Source organism: Roseicyclus mahoneyensis (genome assembly GCF_003148775.1).
Lineage (GTDB): Bacteria > Pseudomonadota > Alphaproteobacteria > Rhodobacterales > Rhodobacteraceae > Roseicyclus > Roseicyclus mahoneyensis.
Genome location: NZ_QGGW01000002.1, coordinates 317,059 through 338,110 on the forward strand (window position 1 = coordinate 317,059; position 21,052 = coordinate 338,110).

18 protein-coding genes are annotated in these 21,052 nt (G+C 66.2%); 5 read left to right on the plus strand and 13 right to left on the minus strand.

Annotated elements, in window-relative coordinates; genetic code table 11:
* The first annotated feature begins 17 nt into the window (after positions 1 to 17).
* On the plus strand, positions 18 to 1,007 hold the full coding sequence (locus C7455_RS06460; protein ID WP_109666655.1) for a complex I NDUFA9 subunit family protein: 990 nt from the start codon (positions 18 to 20) through the stop codon (positions 1,005 to 1,007).
* On the opposite strand, the gene C7455_RS06465 is transcribed toward C7455_RS06460, so the two are convergent.
* On the minus strand, positions 998 to 1,801 hold the full coding sequence (locus C7455_RS06465) for an undecaprenyl-diphosphate phosphatase (RefSeq protein ID WP_109666657.1): 804 nt from the start codon (positions 1,799 to 1,801) through the stop codon (positions 998 to 1,000). The two genes, C7455_RS06460 and C7455_RS06465, sit on opposite strands and share 10 nt — an antisense overlap.
* Before the next feature lie 211 nt (positions 1,802 to 2,012).
* On the opposite strand from C7455_RS06465, the gene C7455_RS06470 reads away from it, so the two are divergent.
* From C7455_RS06470 to gltB, 3 genes are read left to right on the plus strand one after another with little or no spacing between them, the layout of a single operon-like run.
* Positions 2,013 to 3,446: an NAD(P)-dependent oxidoreductase gene (locus tag C7455_RS06470; RefSeq protein ID WP_109666658.1), complete on the plus strand. Its 1,434-nt coding sequence runs from the start codon at positions 2,013 to 2,015 to the stop codon at positions 3,444 to 3,446.
* A 29-nt stretch (positions 3,447 to 3,475) separates the two neighbouring features.
* On the plus strand, positions 3,476 to 4,261 hold the full coding sequence (locus C7455_RS06475; RefSeq protein WP_109666660.1) for a hypothetical protein: 786 nt from the start codon (positions 3,476 to 3,478) through the stop codon (positions 4,259 to 4,261).
* A complete protein-coding gene (gltB, locus tag C7455_RS06480; protein WP_109666661.1) occupies positions 4,248 to 8,786 on the plus strand; it encodes a glutamate synthase large subunit in 4,539 nt (1,512 codons plus the stop codon). The genes C7455_RS06475 and gltB overlap by 14 nt, the downstream gene beginning before the upstream one ends.
* 61 nt (positions 8,787 to 8,847) lie before the next feature.
* Here the strand turns inward: gltB and serB are convergent, their stop codons facing one another.
* Entirely contained in the window at positions 8,848 to 9,723 is an 876-nt protein-coding gene (gene serB, locus C7455_RS06485) for a phosphoserine phosphatase SerB (protein WP_109666663.1), read from the minus strand.
* A 124-nt stretch (positions 9,724 to 9,847) separates the two neighbouring features.
* Between serB and C7455_RS06490 the strand changes: the two genes are divergently transcribed.
* On the plus strand, positions 9,848 to 11,320 hold the full coding sequence (locus tag C7455_RS06490; RefSeq protein WP_109666664.1) for an alpha/beta hydrolase: 1,473 nt from the start codon (positions 9,848 to 9,850) through the stop codon (positions 11,318 to 11,320).
* A 77-nt stretch (positions 11,321 to 11,397) separates the two neighbouring features.
* On the opposite strand, the gene C7455_RS06495 is transcribed toward C7455_RS06490, so the two are convergent.
* The 11 genes from C7455_RS06495 to C7455_RS06545 are packed head-to-tail and all read right to left on the minus strand — an operon-like array spanning position 11,398 to position 21,051.
* A complete protein-coding gene (locus C7455_RS06495; RefSeq protein WP_109666666.1) occupies positions 11,398 to 11,934 on the minus strand; it encodes a PNPOx family protein in 537 nt (178 codons plus the stop codon).
* Positions 11,927 to 12,988, minus strand: a complete 1,062-nt coding sequence (locus C7455_RS06500) for a lipocalin-like domain-containing protein (RefSeq protein WP_109666668.1) — start codon at positions 12,986 to 12,988, stop codon at positions 11,927 to 11,929. Before C7455_RS06500 ends, C7455_RS06495 begins: the two co-directional genes overlap by 8 nt.
* The gene (locus C7455_RS06505; protein WP_109666669.1) at positions 12,978 to 15,383 is read right to left on the minus strand and encodes an FtsX-like permease family protein; all 2,406 of its coding nucleotides are present in this window, start codon (positions 15,381 to 15,383) and stop codon (positions 12,978 to 12,980) included. The genes C7455_RS06500 and C7455_RS06505 overlap by 11 nt, the downstream gene beginning before the upstream one ends.
* A gap of 1 nt (position 15,384) precedes the next feature.
* Entirely contained in the window at positions 15,385 to 16,053 is a 669-nt protein-coding gene (locus tag C7455_RS06510; RefSeq protein ID WP_109666671.1) for an ABC transporter ATP-binding protein, read from the minus strand.
* A gap of 39 nt (positions 16,054 to 16,092) precedes the next feature.
* Entirely contained in the window at positions 16,093 to 17,094 is a 1,002-nt protein-coding gene (locus C7455_RS06515; RefSeq protein WP_109666672.1) for an energy transducer TonB family protein, read from the minus strand.
* A complete protein-coding gene (locus C7455_RS06520) occupies positions 17,091 to 17,477 on the minus strand; it encodes an ExbD/TolR family protein (protein ID WP_245904243.1) in 387 nt (128 codons plus the stop codon). Before C7455_RS06520 ends, C7455_RS06515 begins: the two co-directional genes overlap by 4 nt.
* A complete protein-coding gene (locus C7455_RS06525) occupies positions 17,474 to 17,863 on the minus strand; it encodes an ExbD/TolR family protein (RefSeq protein WP_109666674.1) in 390 nt (129 codons plus the stop codon). Before C7455_RS06525 ends, C7455_RS06520 begins: the two co-directional genes overlap by 4 nt.
* The gene (locus tag C7455_RS06530) at positions 17,860 to 18,486 is read right to left on the minus strand and encodes a MotA/TolQ/ExbB proton channel family protein (protein WP_109666675.1); all 627 of its coding nucleotides are present in this window, start codon (positions 18,484 to 18,486) and stop codon (positions 17,860 to 17,862) included. The genes C7455_RS06525 and C7455_RS06530 overlap by 4 nt, the downstream gene beginning before the upstream one ends.
* The gene (locus C7455_RS06535) at positions 18,483 to 19,238 is read right to left on the minus strand and encodes an ABC transporter ATP-binding protein (RefSeq protein WP_425450626.1); all 756 of its coding nucleotides are present in this window, start codon (positions 19,236 to 19,238) and stop codon (positions 18,483 to 18,485) included. Before C7455_RS06535 ends, C7455_RS06530 begins: the two co-directional genes overlap by 4 nt.
* Positions 19,238 to 20,221: a FecCD family ABC transporter permease gene (locus tag C7455_RS06540; protein ID WP_109666678.1), complete on the minus strand. Its 984-nt coding sequence runs from the start codon at positions 20,219 to 20,221 to the stop codon at positions 19,238 to 19,240. The genes C7455_RS06535 and C7455_RS06540 overlap by 1 nt, the downstream gene beginning before the upstream one ends.
* Positions 20,218 to 21,051, minus strand: coding sequence for an ABC transporter substrate-binding protein (locus tag C7455_RS06545; RefSeq protein WP_109666680.1), 834 nt, complete (start codon positions 21,049 to 21,051; stop codon positions 20,218 to 20,220). The genes C7455_RS06540 and C7455_RS06545 overlap by 4 nt, the downstream gene beginning before the upstream one ends.
* Between the last annotated feature and the right edge of the window lies 1 nt (position 21,052).

The window sequence follows — 21,052 nt, forward strand, 5'->3', positions numbered from 1 at the left end:
ACCGGAGGACATCATCCATGTCGAAGCTTGTCACCATTTTCGGCGGCTCGGGCTTTGTCGGCCGCTATATCGCGCGCCGCATGGCCAAGGAGGGCTGGCGCGTCCGCGTAGCTGTCCGCCGCCCGAACGAGGCATTGTTCGTGCGCCCCTTTGGCGTCGTCGGGCAGGTCGAGCCTATCCTTGCCAATATCCGCGACGATGACAGCGTGCGCGCGGCGATACACGGGGCCGATGCCGTGGTAAACTGCGTGGGCATTCTGGCCGAGCAGGGCAAGAACCGGTTCAACACGGTCCAGCAGCACGGTGCTGCCCGCATCGCCCGCATCGCCGCCGAGGAAGGCGTGACGCGCATGGTTCATGTTTCGGCCATCGGGGCCGACCGCGCCAGCAAAAGCGAATACGCCAAGACCAAGGCCAAGGGCGAGGCGGCGGTTTTGTCGGCGGTGCCGAACGCGGTGATATTGCGCCCTTCGATCATCTTCGGGGCCGAGGACCAGTTCTTCAACCGCTTTGCTGCGATGACGCGGCTGGGACCGGTCTTGCCCGTGGTTGGCGGCTCGACCCGGTTCCAGCCGGTCTATGTCGATGATGTTGCCAAAGCGGCGGTGATGGGCGTTCTGGGTCAGGCCAAGCCGGGCATCTATGAGCTGGGTGGGCCGGATGTGGAGACCTTCCGAGAGTTGATGGAGCGCATGTTGCGCATCATCCGACGGCGCAAGCTGATCGTGAACGTGCCCTTCTGGGCGGCAACGATCATGGGCGGCGGGTTCGACCTTTTGCAGACCGTGACGCTGGGTCTGGCGCGCAATGGCGTTCTGACCCGCGATCAGGTGCGCAACCTGCGGCGCGACAATGTCGTCGGCGACGGTCGCATGGGCTTTGCCGATCTGGGGATCGAGCCTGTGGCGATGGACCCGGTGCTGGAGGACTACCTTTGGCCCTACCGGCCCGGCGGTCAGTATTCCGAGATCAAGGAAAGCGCCAAGCACCTGCGCGATCAGGAATAGGCGACCCACAGCAGCACCATGCCCAGCGCGACGCGGTAGATCACATAGGGCGTGAAGCTGACCGATCTCAGCAAGCGCATCATCACCGCCAGCGCGGCCAGCGCCGAGACAAAGGCGAAGGCGGCCGCGATGGCACCGTCTCGGGCGGCTTGCGCATCGGCGGTCATCATCACCTCGCCGCCCAGCAAGATTCCCGAGGCGATGATGGTCGGGATCGACATCAGCATCGACAGCCGCGCCGCGCTGGTCCGGTCAAATCCCAGCAGGCGGGCGCCCGTGATGGTGATGCCCGACCGCGACGTGCCCGGGATCAGCGCGACCGCCTGCCACAGGCCAAGGGTGATCGCGTCGCGGAGTGTCCAGGCTTCGGCCGGTTTGACCTGCTGTCCGCGCTGGTCGGCCCAATAGAGCACCACACCGAACACCAGCATGGCCCAGCCGATCACGGCAATCGAACGCATCACATCGGCCAGCCCGGTCAGATGCACGATCAGGCCCGCGACGATCACGGGCACGGTCGCGGCTAGCAGCAAGAAGGCCAGTCTCGCGCCGACCGTGTCGATCCGCCCGGTCAGCATCCGGGGGATGCCGCCCAGCGCCACCCGGACGTCGGACCAGAAGTAAAGGATTACTGCGCCAAGCGTGCCGACATGGACGGCCACGTCGATGACCTGCCCTTGGTCCTGCAGGCCGGTGAGATTCGGCAAAAGCACGAGATGGCCAGAGCTGGAAACCGGCAGGAACTCGGTCACGCCCTGGATCAGTGCCAGAAGCAGCAAATTCCAGAGCGCCATCACAGACGCCCGGTCAGGTTCAGCCAATAGTTAACAGTCTGGTATTTCATCACAAAAAACTCTATAGGTATGATTTGTTACCTATTTTCGTGTCGAGGGCCGTCTCCGGTGTGCATACCCAGGCCAGAAATCGACAAATAGGTCAGTATTGTTGTCTTTTTATCCCCGCGGCATCTTTGTATAGGGGCGCAGCTAGGATGGGAGATGTTTCGTGGCCAAGCAACCCATGTTGAAATTCGTGACCGTCAGCAAGCAGATGCCCGAAAAGCGTCCGCCCGACCTGCGTCGCGAGGATTTCGATGAGATCTACGGCGAATATGCCCGCGAAAAGGCGGCCGAGCAGGCCGGGCGCTGCAGCCAGTGCGGCGTGCCCTATTGCCAGACGCATTGCCCGCTGCACAACAATATCCCCGACTGGCTGAAGCTGACCGCCGAAGGGCGGTTGCAGGAAGCCTATGAGTTGAGCCAGGCGACCAACACCTTCCCCGAGATCTGCGGTCGGATCTGTCCGCAAGACCGGCTCTGCGAAGGCAATTGCGTGATCGAACAATCGGGCCACGGCACGGTCACCATCGGGTCGGTCGAGAAATACCTGACCGACACCGCGTGGGAACAGGGCTGGGTCAAGCCCATCGCGCCTGCGGTGGAACGCCCCGAATCGGTCGGCATCATCGGTGCAGGTCCGGGCGGTCTGGCTGCCGCCGACATGCTGCGCCGTGCCGGTCTGCAGGTCACGGTCTATGACCGCTACGACCGCGCGGGCGGGCTGATGACCTATGGCATCCCCGGCTTCAAGCTGGAAAAGGATGTGGTGATGCGCCGCAACGCCCAGCTCGAGGCGGGCGGGGTGGAATTCGTGCTCAACTGCACCGTGGGCGAGGACGTCAGCTTTGACGCGATCTACGGCAAGCATGATTTCGTCATCATCGCCACCGGCGTCTACAAGTCGCGCGACCTGAACGCGCCGGGCGTGGGGGCCGATGGCATCGTGCGCGCGATCGATTATCTGACGGCGTCGAACCGCAAGAGCTTTGGCGACGAGGTGCCGGAATTCGACAGCGGTGAGCTGAACGCCCACGGCAAGCGCGTCGTTGTCATCGGCGGTGGCGACACCGCGATGGATTGCGTGCGCACGGCGATCCGGCAAGATGCGATCAGCGTCAAATGCCTCTATCGCCGCGACAAGGCCAACATGCCGGGCAGCCAGCGCGAGGTCGCCAATGCCGAGGAAGAGGGCGTGGAATTTGTGTGGCTCTCGACGCCCAAGGGCTTCACCGGCGACGCTGTCGACGGCGTGATGGTGCAGAAGATGCGGCTGGGCCAGCCCGACGCGACTGGCCGCCAAAGCCCCGAGATCATCGAGGGGGCCGATTACGTCGAAGGGGCCGATCTGGTCATCAAGGCGCTGGGTTTCGAGCCAGAGGATCTGCCGACACTTTGGGGCGCGCCCGAGCTGGAAGTGACGCGCTGGGGCACGATCAAGGCCAATTTCCGCACGCATGAGACGCAGATCCCCAATGTCTACGCGGTGGGCGATATCGTGCGCGGTGCCAGCCTTGTCGTCTGGGCGATCCGCGACGGGCGCGAGGCGGCTGAGGCGATCCTCGAGAAACTGGCGGTCACCGGCGCGGTGGCGGCAGAGTGAGACAGGTACCGGGCATCACGGGTGGGGCCTTGACCGCGGTTTTCGCGGTTCTGACCCTTGCGCCCGTGCTGCCCGCTTCGGCGCAGGATCAGCCCGAGTTGTTCCAGGTGCCGCCCGGTTGCACGGCCTATCTGACCGTGCAGTCGCGCGGCTGCATGGTCAGCCATCACTGGACCTGCGAGGCTGATCCGCCGGGCACGCATTGGCGCGCCTCACTCGACGAGGACAGCCCGTTCTACGTCAGCTTTTCCGACAGCGAGTTTCGTTGGCTGCAAAGCTGGAACCTGCGCGGCGGCGGCACTTCCATCCTGATCGAGCCCGAGGAAGATCCCGCCAGCCTGACGGAGTTGTTGACGACGGGCAGCGACACGATGGTGTTCAGCCTGCGGACAGAGTCGAACTTCGGCAGTTTCCAGCGCGACTATACCGGCTTTGACCGACTGACTGGCGATGAGGTGGTGGTCGATGGCCGCACGCTGGCCGTGACCGAGTTTTCCTATCAATACCCGGTCGACGGCGGGATACGCCGCGTGCAGGGCAACCAGTTCGTACACGAAGGCTGGCGGCTGTTCTTCGGGGGTGTGGAGACCGTCACCGAAGCCAATGGCGAGAGTTTCGAATACAACAACAGCCCGATGGAATTCGCCGAACCCGGCGAACCGGGCTTTCTGACGATGCAACCTATCTACGACTGCGGCGAGATGTTCAGCGGCTTGCCCCGCGCGGCACCGTCGATTTCCGACCAGATTTTCCGGGTACTCGCGCGTGAGGCGGCACCCGGCCCGAACGGAGGGACTGACCATGACGACCTATGACGCCACCTGGGCCGCCGCCGAGGAAGCCAAGCGCCAGTGGATGAATGACAACAGCCTGTTCCGCGAAGAGGATGAACATTCCTCCTGCGGGGTGGGGCTTGTGGTGTCGATCGACGGAACGCCCTCGCGCAAGGTCGTGGAAAACGGCATCAACGCACTGAAAGCCGTCTGGCACCGGGGCGCGGTCGACGCTGATGGCCGCACCGGTGACGGCGCGGGCATCCATGTGCAGATCCCCGCCACGTTCTTCTACGATCAGGTGCGCCGCACCGGGCATGAGCCGCGGATGGACGAGTTGATGGCCGTGGGGCAGGTCTTCTTGCCGCGCACCAATTTCGGCGCGCAGGAAACCTGCCGGACCATCGTGGAATCCGAGGTTCTGCGCATGGGCTACTACATCTACGGCTGGCGTCATGTGCCGGTGAACGTCACCGTGCTGGGCGAAAAGGCAAACGCGACACGGCCCGAGATCGAACAGATCATCATTTCCAATGCCAAGGGCGTGGACGAGGAAACATTCGAGCGCGAGCTTTACGTCATCCGCCGCCGGATCGAGAAAGCCGCCGCCGCCGCCGGCATCAAGGAACTGTATCTTTGCAGCTTTTCGTGCCGGTCGATCATCTACAAGGGGATGATGCTGGCGCAGGACGTGGCCAATTTCTATCCCGACCTGATGGATGCGCGGTTCGAAAGCGCATTCGCCATCTACCACCAGCGCTACTCCACCAACACCTTCCCGCAGTGGTGGCTGGCGCAGCCTTTCCGCATGCTGGCCCATAACGGCGAGATCAACACGTTGAAGGGCAACGTGAACTGGATGCGCAGTCACGAGATCCGCATGGCGTCGACCTATTTCGGGGACATGGCCGAGGATATCAAGCCGATCATCCCGCAAGGTGCGAGCGATAGTGGCGCCCTTGATGCCGTGTTCGAGGTTCTGGTGCGCGCAGGCCGCTCCGCGCCTATGGCCAAGACCATGCTGGTGCCCGAGGCGTGGTCGAACACCGCGACCGAACTGCCGAAGGCGTGGCAGGACATGTATTCCTACTGCAATTCCGTGATGGAACCTTGGGATGGCCCAGCCGCCCTCGCCATGACCGATGGCCGCTGGGTCTGCGCCGGGCTTGACCGGAACGGGTTGCGCCCGATGCGCTATGTCGTGACCGGCGAAGGCTTGCTGATCGCGGGCTCCGAAGCCGGGATGGTGCCGGTGAACGAGGCGACGGTGGTGGAAAAGGGCGCGCTTGGCCCCGGCCAGATGATCGCGGTCGACATGGCCGAGGGGCGTCTTTTCCATGACACCGAAATGAAGGACAAGCTGGCCGCGTCCCGCCCCTTTGGCGACTGGGTGGGCAAGATCGTCGATCTGGCCGCCGAGACCGAAGGTGCCAGCGAAAGGACCCTGTTCGACGGTGCCGACCTGCGGCGTCGGCAGGTCGCGGCGGGCTACTCCATCGAAGAGCTGGAACAGATCCTTGCGCCCATGGCCGAGGATGGCAAGGAACAGCTGGCCTCGATGGGCGACGACACGCCCGCCGCGGTGCTGTCGAGCATCTACCGCCCGCTGTCGCATTACTTCCGCCAGAACTTCAGCCAGGTGACGAACCCGCCGATCGACAGCTTGCGCGAATACCGCGTGATGAGCCTCAAGACCCGGTTCGGCAACCTCAAGAACGTGCTGGACGAGGACAGCAGCCAGACCGAGATCCTCGTTCTGGAAAGCCCCTTCGTCGCCAACGCCCAGTTCGAGGCGATGGTCAAGCACTTCAACGCCGAACACGTCGTCATCGACTGCACCTTCCCGGCCGGCGGCAAACCCGATGCGCTGCGCGAAGGGTTGGAACGTATCCGCCACGAGGCGGAGGATGCGGTGCGCTCGGGGGCGGGCCACATCATCCTGACCGATCAGGGCCAGTCCGAGACGCGCGTGGCGATGCCGATGATCCTTGCGACCAGCGCCGTCCATTCCTGGCTGACGCGGCAAGGCTTGCGCACTTTCTGCTCGCTCAACGTGCGGTCGGCCGAGTGCATCGACCCCCATTACTTCGCGGTTCTGGTGGGCTGTGGCGCCACCACGGTGAACGCCTATCTGGCGCAAGACAGCATCGCCGACCGCATCGCGCGCGGGTTGATCGACGGCACGCTAACCGAGGCGATGGCACGCTACCGGACCGCCATCGATCAGGGCTTGCTCAAGATCATGTCCAAGATGGGGATTTCCGTCATCTCCTCCTACCGCGGCGGCCTGAACTTCGAGGCGGTCGGCCTGTCCCGCGCCATGGTGGCCGAATATTTCCCCGGCATGCTGAGCCGGATTTCCGGCATCGGCGTCAGCGGTCTGCAAAAGAAGGTCGAAGAAGTCCACGCCAAGGGCTTTCTGCGCGGCGAGAGTGTTTTGCCAATCGGCGGTTTCTATAAGGCGCGTCGCTCTGGCGAAAAGCACGCTTGGGAAGCAACCTCTATGCATATGCTGCAAGAGGCCTGCAACCGCGCGTCCTATTCGCTGTGGAAGCAGTACTCTGAGAAGATGCGGAGCAACCCGCCGATCCATCTGCGCGACCTGCTGGACATCAAGCCGCTAGGCAACCCGGTGCCGATCGAAGAGGTGGAATCGATCACCTCGATCCGCAAGCGCTTCGTGACACCGGGCATGTCGCTGGGCGCGCTCAGCCCCGAGGCGCACAAGACGCTGAACGTGGCGATGAACCGGATCGGCGCGAAGTCGGACAGCGGCGAGGGCGGCGAGGATCCGGCGCATTTCGTGCCGGAACCCAATGGCGACAATCCCAGCGCCAAGATCAAGCAGGTCGCATCGGGCCGCTTCGGCGTCACCGCCGAATACCTCAACCATTGCGAAGAGCTTGAGATCAAGGTGGCTCAGGGCGCCAAGCCCGGCGAGGGTGGTCAGCTGCCCGGCATGAAGGTGACCGAACTGATCGCGCGCCTGCGTCATTCGACCAAGGGCGTCTCGCTGATTTCGCCCCCGCCGCACCACGATATCTATTCGATCGAGGATCTGGCGCAGCTGATCTACGACCTCAAGCAGATCAACCCGCGCGCCAAGGTGACGGTCAAGCTGGTCGCCTCCTCCGGCGTAGGCACCATCGCGGCGGGCGTGGCCAAGGCCAAGGCCGACATCATCTTGATCTCGGGCCATAACGGCGGCACAGGCGCCAGCCCCGCGACCTCGATCAAATATGCGGGTCTGCCATGGGAAATGGGTCTGACCGAGGCGCATCAGGTTCTGGCGATGAACAACCTGCGCGACCGGATCACGCTGCGCACGGATGGCGGCCTGCGCACCGGGCGCGACATCGTCATGGCCGCGATGATGGGGGCCGAGGAGTACGGGATCGGCACCGCGGCGCTGATCGCCATGGGCTGCATCATGGTGCGCCAGTGCCAGTCCAACACCTGCCCCGTCGGCGTCTGCACCCAGGACGAGGCCCTGCGCGCCAAGTTCACCGGCAATGCCGACAAGGTGGTGAACCTGATCACCTTCTACGCGCAGGAGGTGCGGGATATCCTCGCCTCCATCGGGGCGCGGTCGATGGATGAGATCATCGGGCGGGCCGATCTGTTGACGCAGGTCAGCCGTGGGGCGGCGCACCTCGATGACCTCGACCTCAACCCGATGCTGATCACCGTAGATGGCGCGGACCGCATCAAGTATGACCGCAACAAGCCGCGCAATGTCGTGCCCGACACGCTGGACGCGCAGATCGTGGCCGATGCCAGCCGCTTCCTACAGGATGGTGAGAAGATGCAACTGTCCTATGCGGTGCAGAACACGCTGCGCACCATCGGCACCCGCACGTCGAGCCACATCGTACAGGCGTTTGGCATGCGCAACGCGCTGCAGCGCGATCACCTGACGGTCAAGCTGCAGGGCTCGGCCGGGCAATCGCTGGGTGCCTTTGCGGCACCCGGGCTAAAGCTCGAGGTGACGGGCGACAGCAACGACTATGTCGGCAAGGGCTTGTCAGGCGGCACCATCGTGGTCAAGCCGATGCAGGACAGCCCGCTGGTGGCGCATGAGAACGTCATCATCGGCAACACGGTCCTTTATGGCGCGACCGACGGATACCTGTTCGCCTGCGGGCGGGCCGGCGAGCGGTTCGCCGTGCGCAACTCGGGCGCATCGGTCGTGGTCGAGGGCTGCGGGTCGAACGGCTGCGAATACATGACGGGCGGGGTCGCAGTGATCCTGGGTCGTATCGGCGCAAATTTCGGGGCCGGCATGACCGGGGGTATGGCCTATCTCTACGATCCGGATGGCGTCGCGCAGGTCAACATGAACCTCGAGACGCTGGTCACCTGTCCGGTCACGGTGGCGCACTGGGAAAACCAGCTGAAGGGCCTGATCGAGGCACATCTGCGCGAAACCGGCTCACGCCGCGCCGCCAGCATCCTCCAGCATTGGGAAGTCGAGCGGGGCAACTTCATTCAGGTCTGCCCGAAGGAGATGCTGGACAAGCTGGCCCATCCGCTGACGGTCGAAGCGCGCGCCGTCCCAGCAGAGTGAGATATCATCTTGTCGGCGGGGCCATCGCAGCACTGCGGTGGCCCTTTGCCATTTCCGGGGCTCAGGCGGCCACGAAATCCGCCTTGGCGTAGCCCTGAATATACAAAAGCGCCGTCAGATCGCCGTGGTTGATCGCGTGCGCCGCCTGTGCCTGCACGACGGGCTTGGCATGGACCGCCACACCCAACCCCGCGCGGGTCAGCATGCCCAGATCATTGGCCCCGTCGCCGATGGCCAGCACATCGGCCGCGGTGATTGACAGTTTCGCGGTCAGATCCTCCAGCGCCGCCACCTTGGCCTCACGCCCGAGGATCGGTTCGGCGACCGTGCCGGTCAGCGCGCCATTCTCGATATGAAGAATGTTGGCGCGATTCTCATCGAACCCAAGCTTTTCAGCCACGTCTGCCGTAAAGGCAGTGAAGCCGCCCGAGACCAGCGCCGCATATGCGCCATGCGCCTTCATCGTGGCCACCAGCGTCGCGCCGCCCGGCATCATCGTGATGCGGGTTTGCAAGACGTCACCGATCACGGTCTCGGGCAAACCTTTCAGCAGGGCGACGCGTTCTTTCAACGCTGCCTCGAAATCAAGTTCGCCATTCATGGCGCGCGCGGTGATCGCCGCTACCCGTTCACCGATACCCGCGGCCGCGGCCAGTTCGTCGATGCATTCCTGCTGGATCATGGTCGAATCCATATCGGCCAGCAGCAGCTTCTTGCGTCGCCCCGCGCTGGGCTGGCAAACAAGATCGACCCCCTCGGCGGTTAGGCTGTAGCGGAGGTCTTCGAGGTTCTTCGGTGCCTTGCGCACAGGGAACTCGGCCGCGCAATTGGGATCGAGCCAAAGGGCGTCACCCCCGCCAAGCGCGTCGCGCAGCGCACGCACCAGCGCGGGTTCCAAGATCATCGCAGGGTTGGTGACAAGCGTCAGGGTATACATCGGCGCCCTCGGTCCGGTTTTTGGGGCATAGACCATGAAGTGCCGCGTCTGGCCAGTGGCTTTGGCTGTTGGCTGTGGCCGGGCTTCGGCTATGTCTTTGACGATACGGGTAACGGATGGGCTGATGAGACAGGCGATTGTGGCGGGGATCGCGGTGCTGTGCATCGCGCTGGGGCTATGGGGGCTGGAGGCGCCGCGCAGCGGGTTGGCGATATCGCACGACCGGGTCGGCGACACGCCCGTGACGGTCATGCGCCTGCCCGACGCGCAGGGGCCGGTGGCCGTGATCGCCCATGGCTTTGCCGGATCGCGCCAGTTGATGGCGGCATGGCAGCTAAGCCTTGCGCGGGCTGGTTTCATCACCGTCAGCTTCGATTTCGAGGGGCATGGCCGCAACCCCGTGCCGATGTCGGGGGATGTGACCAGCATCGACGGCACCACGCGCCTGCTGATGGAGGAAACCGCCCGCGTCACCGATTACGCGACCGCCCTGCCGGGGGCAGAGCCGCGCGTGGCGCTGGTGGGTCATTCCATGGCGTCGGACGTGGTCGTGCGTCAGGGGCTGGCCGATGACAGGGTCGCGGCGATCGTGGGTATCTCCATCTTCAGCCAGGCGGTGACGTCCGAGGAACCCCGCAACTTGCTGATGTTGAACGGCGCATGGGAAGGCGCGCTCCGCACCGAGGCGCAGCGGGTGATGGCCGAGCTGGGCGTCGGCGAAGGCGAGACGGTCGGCACCCCCGGCGACGGATTCGCGCGGCGGGCCGAGGCGGTGCCCTTGGTCGAGCATGTAGGCGTTCTTTACGCGCCATCGGGGATCGCGGCGGGCATCGACTGGATCGCGGCGAGCTTTGGGCTTGTGCCGCAGGCGGGGCTGGTGTCGCTCGGGCCGTGGATCTTGCTGACGCTCTCTGGCGTGGTGCTGCTGGTCTGGCCGCTCGCGCGGCTGCTGCCGGAGGGCCGCGCGCCCTGGCACCCCGGGCGTATGCAGTTCTGGGCCATGGCGGTTCTGCCGGCGGTTCTCACACCGGGTCTGCTCAGCCTGTTCGAGACGCGTTTCCTGCCGGTTCTGGTTGCCGATTACCTTGCCCTGCATTTGGCGCTTTATGGCGCTCTGGTTCTTGCGGGGGCGGCCTGGGCGGGCGGGCTGCCCGCGCGCCGGGGGCTGCTTTTGGGTCTTGGCCTTGCTGTCTATGGCATCGTCGTGTTCGGCGGTGTCATGGACCGCTACGTTGGCAGTTTCTTTCCTCATCCCGGACGTGCCGTGGTGATGCTGGCGATCTTGCCCGGGGCGGTTCTGGCGATGCTGGCCGATGCCGTGCTGCTGGAGGCTGCGCGCGCCGCGCTCTGGCGGCGGATCGTGGCGCGGGGGATGTTCCTGATCTCGCTCGGCATCGCGGTGGCGCTGGATTTCGAGCGCTTGTTCTTCCTCATCATCATTCTGCCGGTGATAGGTCTGTTCTACCTGAGCTATGGTATGATGGGCCGGTTCGTCGGCAAACGGACAGGCTCGGCCGTGGCCATGGGGGTCGGGATGGGCGTGATCCTGGGCTGGGCGTTGGGCGTGACATTCCCGATGTTTGATCCCGGCGTCTGAGGCGTGAAGAGGGGCTCTGCCCCGTCACGGCCGTTCCGGCCGCGCCTCCCCGGGATATTTTTGAAACAGAGAAGGGGTCAGGGCACGATCCACTGTCCCTGCCAGTTCCCGTCGGCACGGTAGCGGGCGCGACGGTGCGGGTCGGAGAGGAGGAGCGCGTCGACCTCGGTCAGATGGCAGAGGATGCGCGTGAAGCGGGCGGGGTCGCCGGCGGCGCGCTTTGCTGGACCGGGCAGCGGCGTCCCCGGGACCGGACCGCCGTAATTCGCCTGAGCCTCGGGCGGGAGATTGGCAAAGACGGCGGGATCGCCCGGTTCGAGCAGGGCCATCGCCCGTGCCCGTATTTGCAGGCGCGGTTTGGGCAGCCAGACATGCAGCGCCACGCGGGGGTCGGCGACGATCTGAACAGCCTTGGGGCTGGCCGCGTCGGTGTGCACCTCAAGCAGCGCTCCGGACCGCTCCGCGCGGCGCAGCACGAGCGTGCGCAGCTCGGGCCCATCCGTGCCAATGGAGGCCAGCGTGGGGTGGCGCGCGGGATGGTGGCGGTCGGCTGTGCCTCGGGCAAGGTGCTGCCAGATCGTATCGAGAAGGCCAGTCAGGGTCTCTTCAGTCATATCCGGTCATCTCCAGGTAGCCGCGCCCGGGATGGGTGCCGGTCATACGGATCGGCCCTTCCCAATAGGAGACGGAGACATCCATCCAAGCCTGTGGGTTGAGCGGCAGGGTGGTGATGTCGAGCCCACGGTCGGGCAACTCGATCCGCCATTCGGTCGGAACCTCACGGCCAGCAACATCGGTAACGGCCAGCGGCGTCATGGTGAGCGCACCGTCAAGATAGGCTTGAGTGCTGCCATCCGCCTCGATCCATGTCGCCGCCGTATAGGCCGTGCCATCGGTCTGGCGCAGCGTGAACCCCATCAGCCGCGCGCCGCTGTCGAACTGGAGCGAGACCCAATCCCACCCCTCCTGGCGTTCCGATAGTGGTTGCGACGACCATTCGCGGTCCAGCCAGGCGTTTCCCGTGACGGCGACGGGGCCATCGGGCAGGGTCAGCGTGCCGGTGACGCTGTAGAAGGGTTGCGAATAGTAATAGCTGGCCTGCCCCTCGGCGGATTTCACCGAATAGCCGCCATCGCCATGAAAGATCAGGGGTCCGGTGGCGGTCAGATCGAGGTCATAGGCGAAATCCGTCCCGCGTGCGGTCAGGGTCAGCGCATCCAGCGCATCGGCGGCCTCCGGGTCGATCGCTGTCATCGCCCAGTCGTCTATCCACGCGCTGAAGGGCGCAGGTCTGGCGCCGGCCTGCCCGATGCCGCCGCGCGCAAGCCGTTCTGCGCTGAAATGCGCCTCGGACGAGGTCAAACCCGCATGGCCCATCCAAAGTTGCGACGCATCCCAGCCTTCGGCCTCTCGCGGGGCAAGAGCGGAGCGGAACAGGGTCCATTGCACGCCATACTCCGCGCCATCCTCGCCGGTCAGCGTCGCGGTCAGATACCACCACTCGATGCGATAGGCCGGGTGCGGGCCATGATCCTCGGGAAAGTTGAACAGCGCCGGGCTTTGCGGCAGGGCGAAACCGTCGGCGGCCGTGCCGAGGCCCGCGAAACCTTGTGCCCAGATCGGCGATGCCAGCAGGCACAGGCCAAGGGTGAGGGTCCTAGCGTTCATGCGCGAACACCTTGAGCAGGGTCGTAGGCGGCATGCGCGCCAGCCGCAGGGCCGGCACGGCCGCGGCGAGGGCGGCAGCCAGCAACGCCAGCGCGAAGAGGCGCAGCCAATCGGCGGGGAACAGCGTCATCGGAAGCCGCCAGCCAAAGGCTTCCACATTCACGACCGCCAGCAGAACCCAAGCCAGACACAGGCCAACCGGCAGGGCCAGCGCAAAGGTCAGCGCGGCAAGGATCAGGCTGCGTGCCAGTTCGAACCACGCAAGACGCGCGCGTGTCAGGCCCAGTGCCCAGACCGGGGCCAGTTGCGGCAGGCGCATGTCGGCCAGCGTCAACAGGCTGGTCAATAGCGCGAAACCTGCGACGCCCAGCGTCAGCACGTTCAAGGCGCCGGTGATGAGGAAGGTCTGCTCGAAGACCTCCATCGAAAACCGCTTGATCTGGGTCTGATTGATGACGGCGTCGGTGGGCAGGCCGAAATCTTCGCGCAGGGCTGTGGCCAACATCGGGGCATCCTCGGGTGCGATGCGCAGGGCAAACCGTGTCTGGGGCACGTCTGGAAACGTCTCTGCAAAGCGGCTCAGGGTCACAATCGCTTGTGCCGCCGGGTTGCCGTAATCGGAATAGACCCCGGCGATGGTGAGGGTCAGATCCGGCGTGATTTCGAGCGGATCGCCCAGTGACAGGTCGGCAAAGCGGGCAAGCTGTTCGTTTATCAGCACGGCTTGGCCGCTGGCCATTATGTCCCAGGCGTCGGGCACGGCCTGCAACAGCGGCCAGTGATCGCGGTAAGTGGCATGATCGATATGGCCGAACACCTCGCCGGGGCGACCGGAAAGGGGCACTTCGGCGCTGACGATGGGCAGGATCGCTTGGGCGCGGGGGATAAGGAAGGCGCGCAGGCGCGCAGCCTCGTCAAGACTTGCGGCGGTGACGTAGAGTTCGGGCGCAAGCCGCTGGTCAAGCCAACCGATGAATGTTCCTCGGAACGACCCCACCATGGTCGATACCCCGATATTGGCCGCCAGCGCCAACAAAAGCGCCATCAGAGCAAGGGACAGGCCCGGCAATTGCTGCCGCGTGTCAGCGAAGAGCCATTGCGCCAGCGCGCCCCGTGCCCCACGCCCGGTCAGGTGCAGCACAAGGCCCAGCGATGCGGGCAAGATCATGGCCGCCCCCAGCAACAAACCCGCCAACGCGGCAAAGCCTGTCAGAAGCGACCCGCCCCAGACGCCAAGGGCAAGTGCGGTGGCGAAACAGGCCGTGGCGACCAGCGCCTGCACCCGCATCGACCGGGCCGAGGCCAATGCCCAAGCCCGCGGGTTGGCTGGTGCAAGGATCGGCATGCTCGCGGTGCGGCGCAGGGCCTGCGCCCCCGCAAGCGCGGCGCCGGCCAGCGTCATTCCCAGCGCCGAGGCCGCCCAGACCGGATCGAAGCTCAGCGTTCCGGGGATGGTCGCGCCGTAGAGCCCGCGCAGGGTGCCCGCGACACCGGGCATGAGCGCTGCGGCGATCCCATATCCAAGCACAAGGCCCAAGACCCCGGCAAACAGGGTCAAAACGGCCAGTTCGAGACTGATGGCGACCAGCAGGCTTCGCAGGGGCAGACCCAGCGCGCGCAAGGTCCGGATCGTCGCGCGGCGCTGTTCAAAGGCCAGACCGATGGCGGCATGGACGATGAACAGGCCCACGGCAAAGGACAAAAGGCCAAAGGCGGTGAGGTTGAGATGAAAGCTGTCGGTCAGGCTTGCGATATCGGTGGTGGCGCCTGGCCGTTCCAGTCGCAGGTCTGTTGCCTGCTCAAGGGGCGGCAGGCCCGCGGGCTGAACCCGGGCCACCAGAAGGTAGCTCGGATCGTGCTGGTCCATCAGCCGCGCCGCGGTTCCGATGTCGGTGAGCGCGGCGCCGGGCGGAATACCCTCGCGCAGAACGATCTCGGGCAGGCCCGGGGGCAACGATCCCAAGGATGTTTCTTCCTCCATCAACAGCAGGCCGGGGGCGGTGAAAAAGGTGGGCAGGTCCAGCGCCTCGCCCTGCAGCGCCGGGGCACCGGCTTCGGGCGGGGCCGTGAGCGGGTCGATGCCAAGGAGGCGCAGGCGAGCCTCACCCTCGCGCAGCTCGCCCGAGATGACCGGGGAGACAAGGTAGCCGGCGCGGCGCAGGGCCACGAATTCGGCCAAGGGCACCGGCCGCCCGGAGGCAGAGACGAGCCGGTCAAGACTGTCTTGACCCAAGGTCGCGGCGGCCTGCGCGTAGGAGGTGCGCGCCTCGGCATTGATCGCCTGCACGCCCGACCAGAGCGCTGTGGCCAGCGCCAGCCCGGCAATCAGGGTTGCGAGTTGGCCGGGGTGACGTCGCCAGTGGGACAACAGGGTCGAAACGGCGGTCTGGATCATGTCATGCGACCAGAGGTGCGGCGGACAGCAGGCCACGCGACAGGTGCAGGCGGCGGTCGAGACGGGCAGCCAGCCGGGTCGAGTGGGTGACCATCATCAGGGCCGCGCCGGTGTCGCGCACCAGATCGAGCAGCAGGTCAAGCACGGCATCGCCGGTGGCCTCGTCCAGATTGCCCGTCGGTTCATCCGCAAGGATCAGCGCAGGACCATTTGCCACCGCGCGGGCGATGGCGACGCGTTGCTGCTGGCCGCCCGAAAGATCCTCGGGATAGCGCGCGGTCAGGGCGCTGATGCCCAAACGGTCGGCCAGCATGGCGCATCGCGCGGGGTCGTGTCGCCCGGACAGGCGGGCCTGAAAGGCGATGTTCTGGGCCACGGTCAGCGACGGGATCAGGTTGAACTGCTGGAACACCAGCCCGATCCGATCCCGGCGCAAGGCGGCGCGACCGCTATCGTCCAGCGTGGCGATTTCGACCCCATCCAGCCTGATCGAGCCTGCATCAGGCTGATCCAAGGCCGCCACCAGATGCAGAAGCGTGCTTTTGCCCGATCCGCTTTCGCCGGTGAGCGCAAGGCTCTGGCCCGCGTCCAGCGTAAGCGACACGCCGTTCAGCACGGACACAGGCCCATAGGCCTTGGTCAGTTCCTCGATGTGCAACAGCAGTCCCATGACCCCCTACCTAGCGGTCGCGCGCGTCAGTGAAAGGGCCTAGCGAAACCGGATCGGCAGGGAAAAGCCGTAGCTCGTCTCGGTCAGGCCCGCGGGGGCGGCGGGAAAGGACCCGGCGCGCCGGACGGCCGTCATCGCGGCTTCGTCCAGCGCCGGGTCGCCCGAGGATCTGGCGACCGACAGACCCGCCAATTGCCCGCTGCGTGAGACCTGAAGGGCCAGCACCACCTGACCCGACGCCCGGACACGCGGGCGGGCGCGTTCGATCCGCGCCATGATCTGCCCGCCCCATTGCGCCATCAAGCTTTGGCGGTCGGCGGCGCTGAGCGTGGCGGGGGCCTGTGTCGGCGCAGGTGATGCTCCTTGTGCGGCCCCGTTGCCGGCGCCTGCGGCAACGCGGGCAGGTTGTGGCGTCGATGGCGGGCTGGCTGTGGGCGCGACCTGTGCCGGTGGCGGGGCGAACGGGCGGACGGGCGGCCGTGGAGAGGTGGCGGTGGCCAGTTCCGTGCTGCCGGGCGGGGCGGGTGCGGCTGTGTCTGGTGCGGGGTTTGATGGGGTTTCGGGCGTGGTCAGCGGCGGCGAGCCGTTGCGCGGTGGCGCGAGATCGACGTGGTCGGGTGCGGCGGGCGGGGTCTCGGGTATCGGCATCGCCGGGGCGATCGGCACGACGGGCATCGCGGGACGCGGGGGGGCTGGCGCCGGGGTCCGCTCGACCGGGGGAGTTTCCGCAGGTGTCTGCTGTGGCAGTGGTGGCATTGCCGGCAGGCGTTGCGGTGTGCTGTCCATGGGCAATTCGACGGCATTTTCCGAGACCACCGGCTGGGCCATGGACGCGGCCGATGTCATCGGGTCGGGCGGCGTCGTCCAGCGGGTGGCCAATGCGGCAAGGCTTTCCGGTGCAGCTTGCAGGCTGATCCGGTCGGCACCCTGCGCACCTTGTCCGTCGGGCCCTCCGCTGCTGGTGCCAAGCCCCGACATCACCCCGGCATGCACCGCCGCCGACAGGCCCAGAAAGGCAGCGATTTCGGCGGCCCGTCTCATGGGCGGACCGTGATCAGGCGAATATCGGACACGCCCTGCGCCGCCAGACGGGGCAAGAGCCGCGCAAGATCGGCGGCGGAAAATGCGGCGTCGGCCAGAACCGGCAGCGGTCCGTCCCTGTCTGCTTCGGCCAGCGCCGCGAGCGCGTCCTCGCCCGTGGTCGCGCCAAAGATCAGTGTGCCATCGGCCATGATGTAAAGCGTCCCCGCCTCCGGGTCGGTCTGTGGCATGTCGGCTGTTGGCGGCGTAAGGTCTTGCGGCGGCGGTGGGGTCAGGCTGGCCGTCATCAGAAAGAAGATCAGCAACAAGAACACCACATTGATCATCGGCACGATGGCCCGATCCTGCCCGCCACGGGGCCGTGAGGGGCCACCGAAGGTCACGGGCTCACCAAGGCAAGCGTGGTGAAGCCCGCCCGCTCCAAAAGGCCCATCCCATCCATCAGGCGCTGCAGGTCAACGCCTTCTGCCGGTTGCACGAGGATGAGGTCCGAACCCGTGTCTGTCAGGCGGCTCAGGGTCTCGATCAATCCGTCCAGATCGGTGATCTGGCCGTTCAGCCTGAACCCCTCCGGCTCGATCCGGACAAGGCGCGGCGGGCCTTGCCACTCCGCGCCGCCACTGGCCGCGATGCGCAACTCAAGCGCGCCTTCCTGCCCGAACCGGGCGGCCAGCATAAAGAACACCAGCAGCAGGAACACCACATCGATCATCGGCGTCAGGCTCGGGCGACGGCGCGGCCGCGCGGGCGCGAAACAAAACCCCGTCATCGTGCGCCCCCGCGGGTGAAGATGCGGGTGGCGTCCCCCTCCATGTCGGCCTGCACTCGGTCGGCGATGCTGTCGAACCATGTGAGCGCCGCGGCGGCAGGGATCGCCACGGCCATCCCTGCGGCGGTGGTCAAGAGCGCCTCCCAGATGCCGCCGGCCAGCGTGGCGGGATCGGTCTGGCCACCGGCCTCCTGCAGGGCCTGAAACGCGGCGATCATGCCAAGAACGGTGCCCAGCAGCCCCAGCAAAGGCGCGATGGTTACGATCAGGTCGAGCGGGCGCAAGCCGGCGCGCAACTCGGCCAGCATGGTGCGTGCGATGCGGGCGGTTTCCTCGCGCGCGGCCTCGTCGGACAGGAAGACATCGCGGTGCGCCGACATCGCGGCATGGGCCAGCCTTGCGCGGACGGACCGGCGCGCGGTCAGCAGCGACAGGGCGCCCACTGCGTCGCCCTGTTGCCACAACGTGATCGCTTCTGTCGCGACATGCCCACCGGACCAGGCCCCGAGCGTGGACAAGCGGTAGAGCTTCCACAAGATCAGGGCGAGCGTCAGAACCGACAGCGCGGCGATGGCCCAGATCACCGGGCCGCCGCGCGTCAGAAGATCGGGCATGTCGGTCATGTCAGCACCTCGAGCGGCTGAAAGATGACGCCGTCGGGTCCGCGCGTCAAATGGGCTGAAATGCCGAAGACATCGGCGAGATTGGCCTTGGTCAGCACTTTCTCGGGCGGTCCGTCGGCATGGATGCGGCCCCGGTGCATCAGGATCAGCCGGGTGCAATGGCGCGCGGCAAGGCCAAGATCATGGAGCGAGACCATGATCGCCTTGCCCCCGGCGGCCAGCTGGGCAAAGGCCTGCATCGTGGCGATCTGGTGGCCGGGGTCGAGGCCCGCGATGGGCTCATCCGCGAGGATCAGCGGTGTGTCCTGCGCCAGCGCGCGGGCGATCAGGACGCGGGCCTGTTCGCCGCCCGACAACTTGGTCGCGGGGCGCGCCTCAAAGCCCGACAGGTCCATGATCCGCAACGCCTCCGCGACGGCGGCGCGGTCGGTTTCGCTCGGGCGCTGGCCCGCCGCCAGATGGGGCGTCCGGCCCAGTGTCACCAGCGTCTCGACACTCACAGGCCAGGCGATCTCGCGCGCTTGCGGCAGCCACGCGACGTGGCGGGCGCGAGTCTGCGGGGCCATATCCGTCAGCGAAGACATGCCCGTATGTGGCAGAAGACCAAGCGCGCCGCGCATCAGCGTGGTCTTGCCCGCACCATTCGGCCCGATCAGGCCGACCAGTTCCCCAGGCGCGATGGCCAGGCTGGCGCCGTCGACCACGGGGCAGTCGCCGCGCATCACAGTCAGACGGTCCAGCGCCAGATGCATCACAGCGCCCTCCGCGTCTTGTAGATCAGGTGCAAGAACAGCGGCGCGCCGATGATCGCCATGAGGACGCCGAGCTTAAGGTCGCGCTCGGGCAGCACCAGCCGCACGGCGATGTCGGCCAAAAGCACCATTGCCGCCCCCCCAAGCGCTGAGGCGGGCAAAAGGACCGAAGGCCGGGCGCCGACGAGCGGGCGCAACAGATGCGGCACGACCAGCCCGACAAAGCCGATGGCACCCGCGACCGCTGTTGCCGCGCCAACGCAGGCCGCGACGCCCAGAACCAGTTGCAGGCGCATCCGGTCAAGCCTGATGCCCATGGCGGCGGCGGCATCCTCGCCCAGTGTCAGCGCATCGAGGCCCCGGCCCAGCGGCAGCAACAGCGCCCAGCCGACCGCCATGAAGGGTACGGCAAGCCAGACATGGGAAAACGACCGATCCGCCAGAGATCCCATCATCCAGAACACGATCTCCGCCGTGGCGAAGGGATTGGGCGAGAGGTTCAGTACCAGCGAGGTCAGCGCACCGGCCAGCGCCGAAATCGCGATACCAGCGAGGATCAGTGTCAGCGACCCGCCACGCGGCCCGGCAAGTGCGAGGATCAGCAGGACCGCGATCACCGCACCGGCAAGCGCCGTCAAGGGCAGGGCAAGGGCAAAGGCCGCGGCAAATCCGGTCTGGATGGCGATGACGGCGCCCAAAGCCGCAGAGCCTGAGACGCCGATCAGACCCGGTTCGGCCAAAGGATTGCGCAAATAGCCCTGCAGCGCCGCGCCCGACAGGCCGAGGCTCGCGCCGATCATGACGGCAAGGATCGCGCGGGGCAGGCGGATCTCGCGCATCACCAGCGTCACGGCCTCGCCTTGCCCGGTGATGAGGGCTGACACACTTTCGCTGAAGCCAAAGCCCGCAGGGCCGGTCAGCAGCGAGAGGGCAAACAGTGCAGTGGTCAGCAAGCCCAGTCCGGGGAACAGGGCGCGGGTCATGGTGCGCCCTCCATCATCTGACGGGCCTCGACAAGATCGCGCAGCGCCTCAAGGACACGGGGCGTGCCGCAGGCCCAATCCGGCCCCATCTCCAGCCCGTTGCCAGCGGCGATCAGCGCCTGCAGGGCTGGGTGGTGCAAGATCTCCTCTGACCGCGAGGCGCCCGGGTAGCGGGCGGTGCGCAGGATCAGATCGGGCGCGGCCATCACCAGAAGTTCCAGCGCGATCTGGCCGGTGTCGCTGCGCGCGACCTCTGCGGCGATGTTGCGGAACCCGGCGCGGGTCAGGATCTCATGCGCCATGCCGCCTTCGCCCATGGAATAGCCATTGGCCCCGTAAAAGGCGGCGCGCGGACCGAGCGGCAGGGTGCCAAGGGCTGCAAGATCCGTCTCGAACTGGCGGATCAGGGTCTGTGCCTGTTCTTCGCGGCCAAAAAGCGCGCCGACCTGCGCCAGCCGCTCGGGAATATCGGCCAGGCTTTCGACCCCCGGCACCTGAACCACGCTGACGCCGAGGCGGCGCAGCATGGCGATAGCGGTGGGGTCGGACCAGGGATGGGCCAGCACCAGATCGGGCCGCATCAGGTAGATCTGTTCGGCGCTGCCATAGTTGAGCGGATAGGCGGCGGCCGCGTCGGCCATGGGCGAGGTGACGGGATCTGCCGAGACATAGCTGACCGAGACCAGCTGCCCGGGTGCGGCGAGCATCAGAGCGAACTGGTCGGTGCAGAGGTTCATGGACACCACGCGGGCAGGTGCCTCGGTGGACTGCGCGCCCACGGGCCCCGCCGTGACGGTCAGGGCGAGGGCGAGGGCGCGCAGGGGGATCATC

What these genes read in the sequence shown, in the direction of transcription:
- C7455_RS06535 (WP_425450626.1), bottom strand. Translation starts at nt 19,238, where the DNA reads ATGCATCTGGCGCTGGACCGTCTGACTGTGATGCGCGGCGACTGCCCC.
- gltB (WP_109666661.1), top strand. Translation starts at nt 4,248, where the DNA reads ATGACGACCTATGACGCCACCTGGGCCGCCGCCGAGGAAGCCAAGCGC.
- C7455_RS06540 (WP_109666678.1), bottom strand. Translation starts at nt 20,221, where the DNA reads ATGACCCGCGCCCTGTTCCCCGGACTGGGCTTGCTGACCACTGCACTG.
- C7455_RS06515 (WP_109666672.1), bottom strand. Translation starts at nt 17,094, where the DNA reads ATGAGACGGGCCGCCGAAATCGCTGCCTTTCTGGGCCTGTCGGCGGCG.
- C7455_RS06490 (WP_109666664.1), top strand. Translation starts at nt 9,848, where the DNA reads ATGAGACAGGCGATTGTGGCGGGGATCGCGGTGCTGTGCATCGCGCTG.
- serB (WP_109666663.1), bottom strand. Translation starts at nt 9,723, where the DNA reads ATGTATACCCTGACGCTTGTCACCAACCCTGCGATGATCTTGGAACCC.
- C7455_RS06505 (WP_109666669.1), bottom strand. Translation starts at nt 15,383, where the DNA reads ATGATCCAGACCGCCGTTTCGACCCTGTTGTCCCACTGGCGACGTCAC.
- C7455_RS06465 (WP_109666657.1), bottom strand. Translation starts at nt 1,801, where the DNA reads ATGGCGCTCTGGAATTTGCTGCTTCTGGCACTGATCCAGGGCGTGACC.
- C7455_RS06500 (WP_109666668.1), bottom strand. Translation starts at nt 12,988, where the DNA reads ATGAACGCTAGGACCCTCACCCTTGGCCTGTGCCTGCTGGCATCGCCG.
- C7455_RS06460 (WP_109666655.1), top strand. Translation starts at nt 18, where the DNA reads ATGTCGAAGCTTGTCACCATTTTCGGCGGCTCGGGCTTTGTCGGCCGC.
- C7455_RS06545 (WP_109666680.1), bottom strand. Translation starts at nt 21,051, where the DNA reads ATGATCCCCCTGCGCGCCCTCGCCCTCGCCCTGACCGTCACGGCGGGG.
- C7455_RS06495 (WP_109666666.1), bottom strand. Translation starts at nt 11,934, where the DNA reads ATGACTGAAGAGACCCTGACTGGCCTTCTCGATACGATCTGGCAGCAC.
- C7455_RS06530 (WP_109666675.1), bottom strand. Translation starts at nt 18,486, where the DNA reads ATGACCGACATGCCCGATCTTCTGACGCGCGGCGGCCCGGTGATCTGG.
- C7455_RS06510 (WP_109666671.1), bottom strand. Translation starts at nt 16,053, where the DNA reads ATGGGACTGCTGTTGCACATCGAGGAACTGACCAAGGCCTATGGGCCT.
- C7455_RS06525 (WP_109666674.1), bottom strand. Translation starts at nt 17,863, where the DNA reads ATGACGGGGTTTTGTTTCGCGCCCGCGCGGCCGCGCCGTCGCCCGAGC.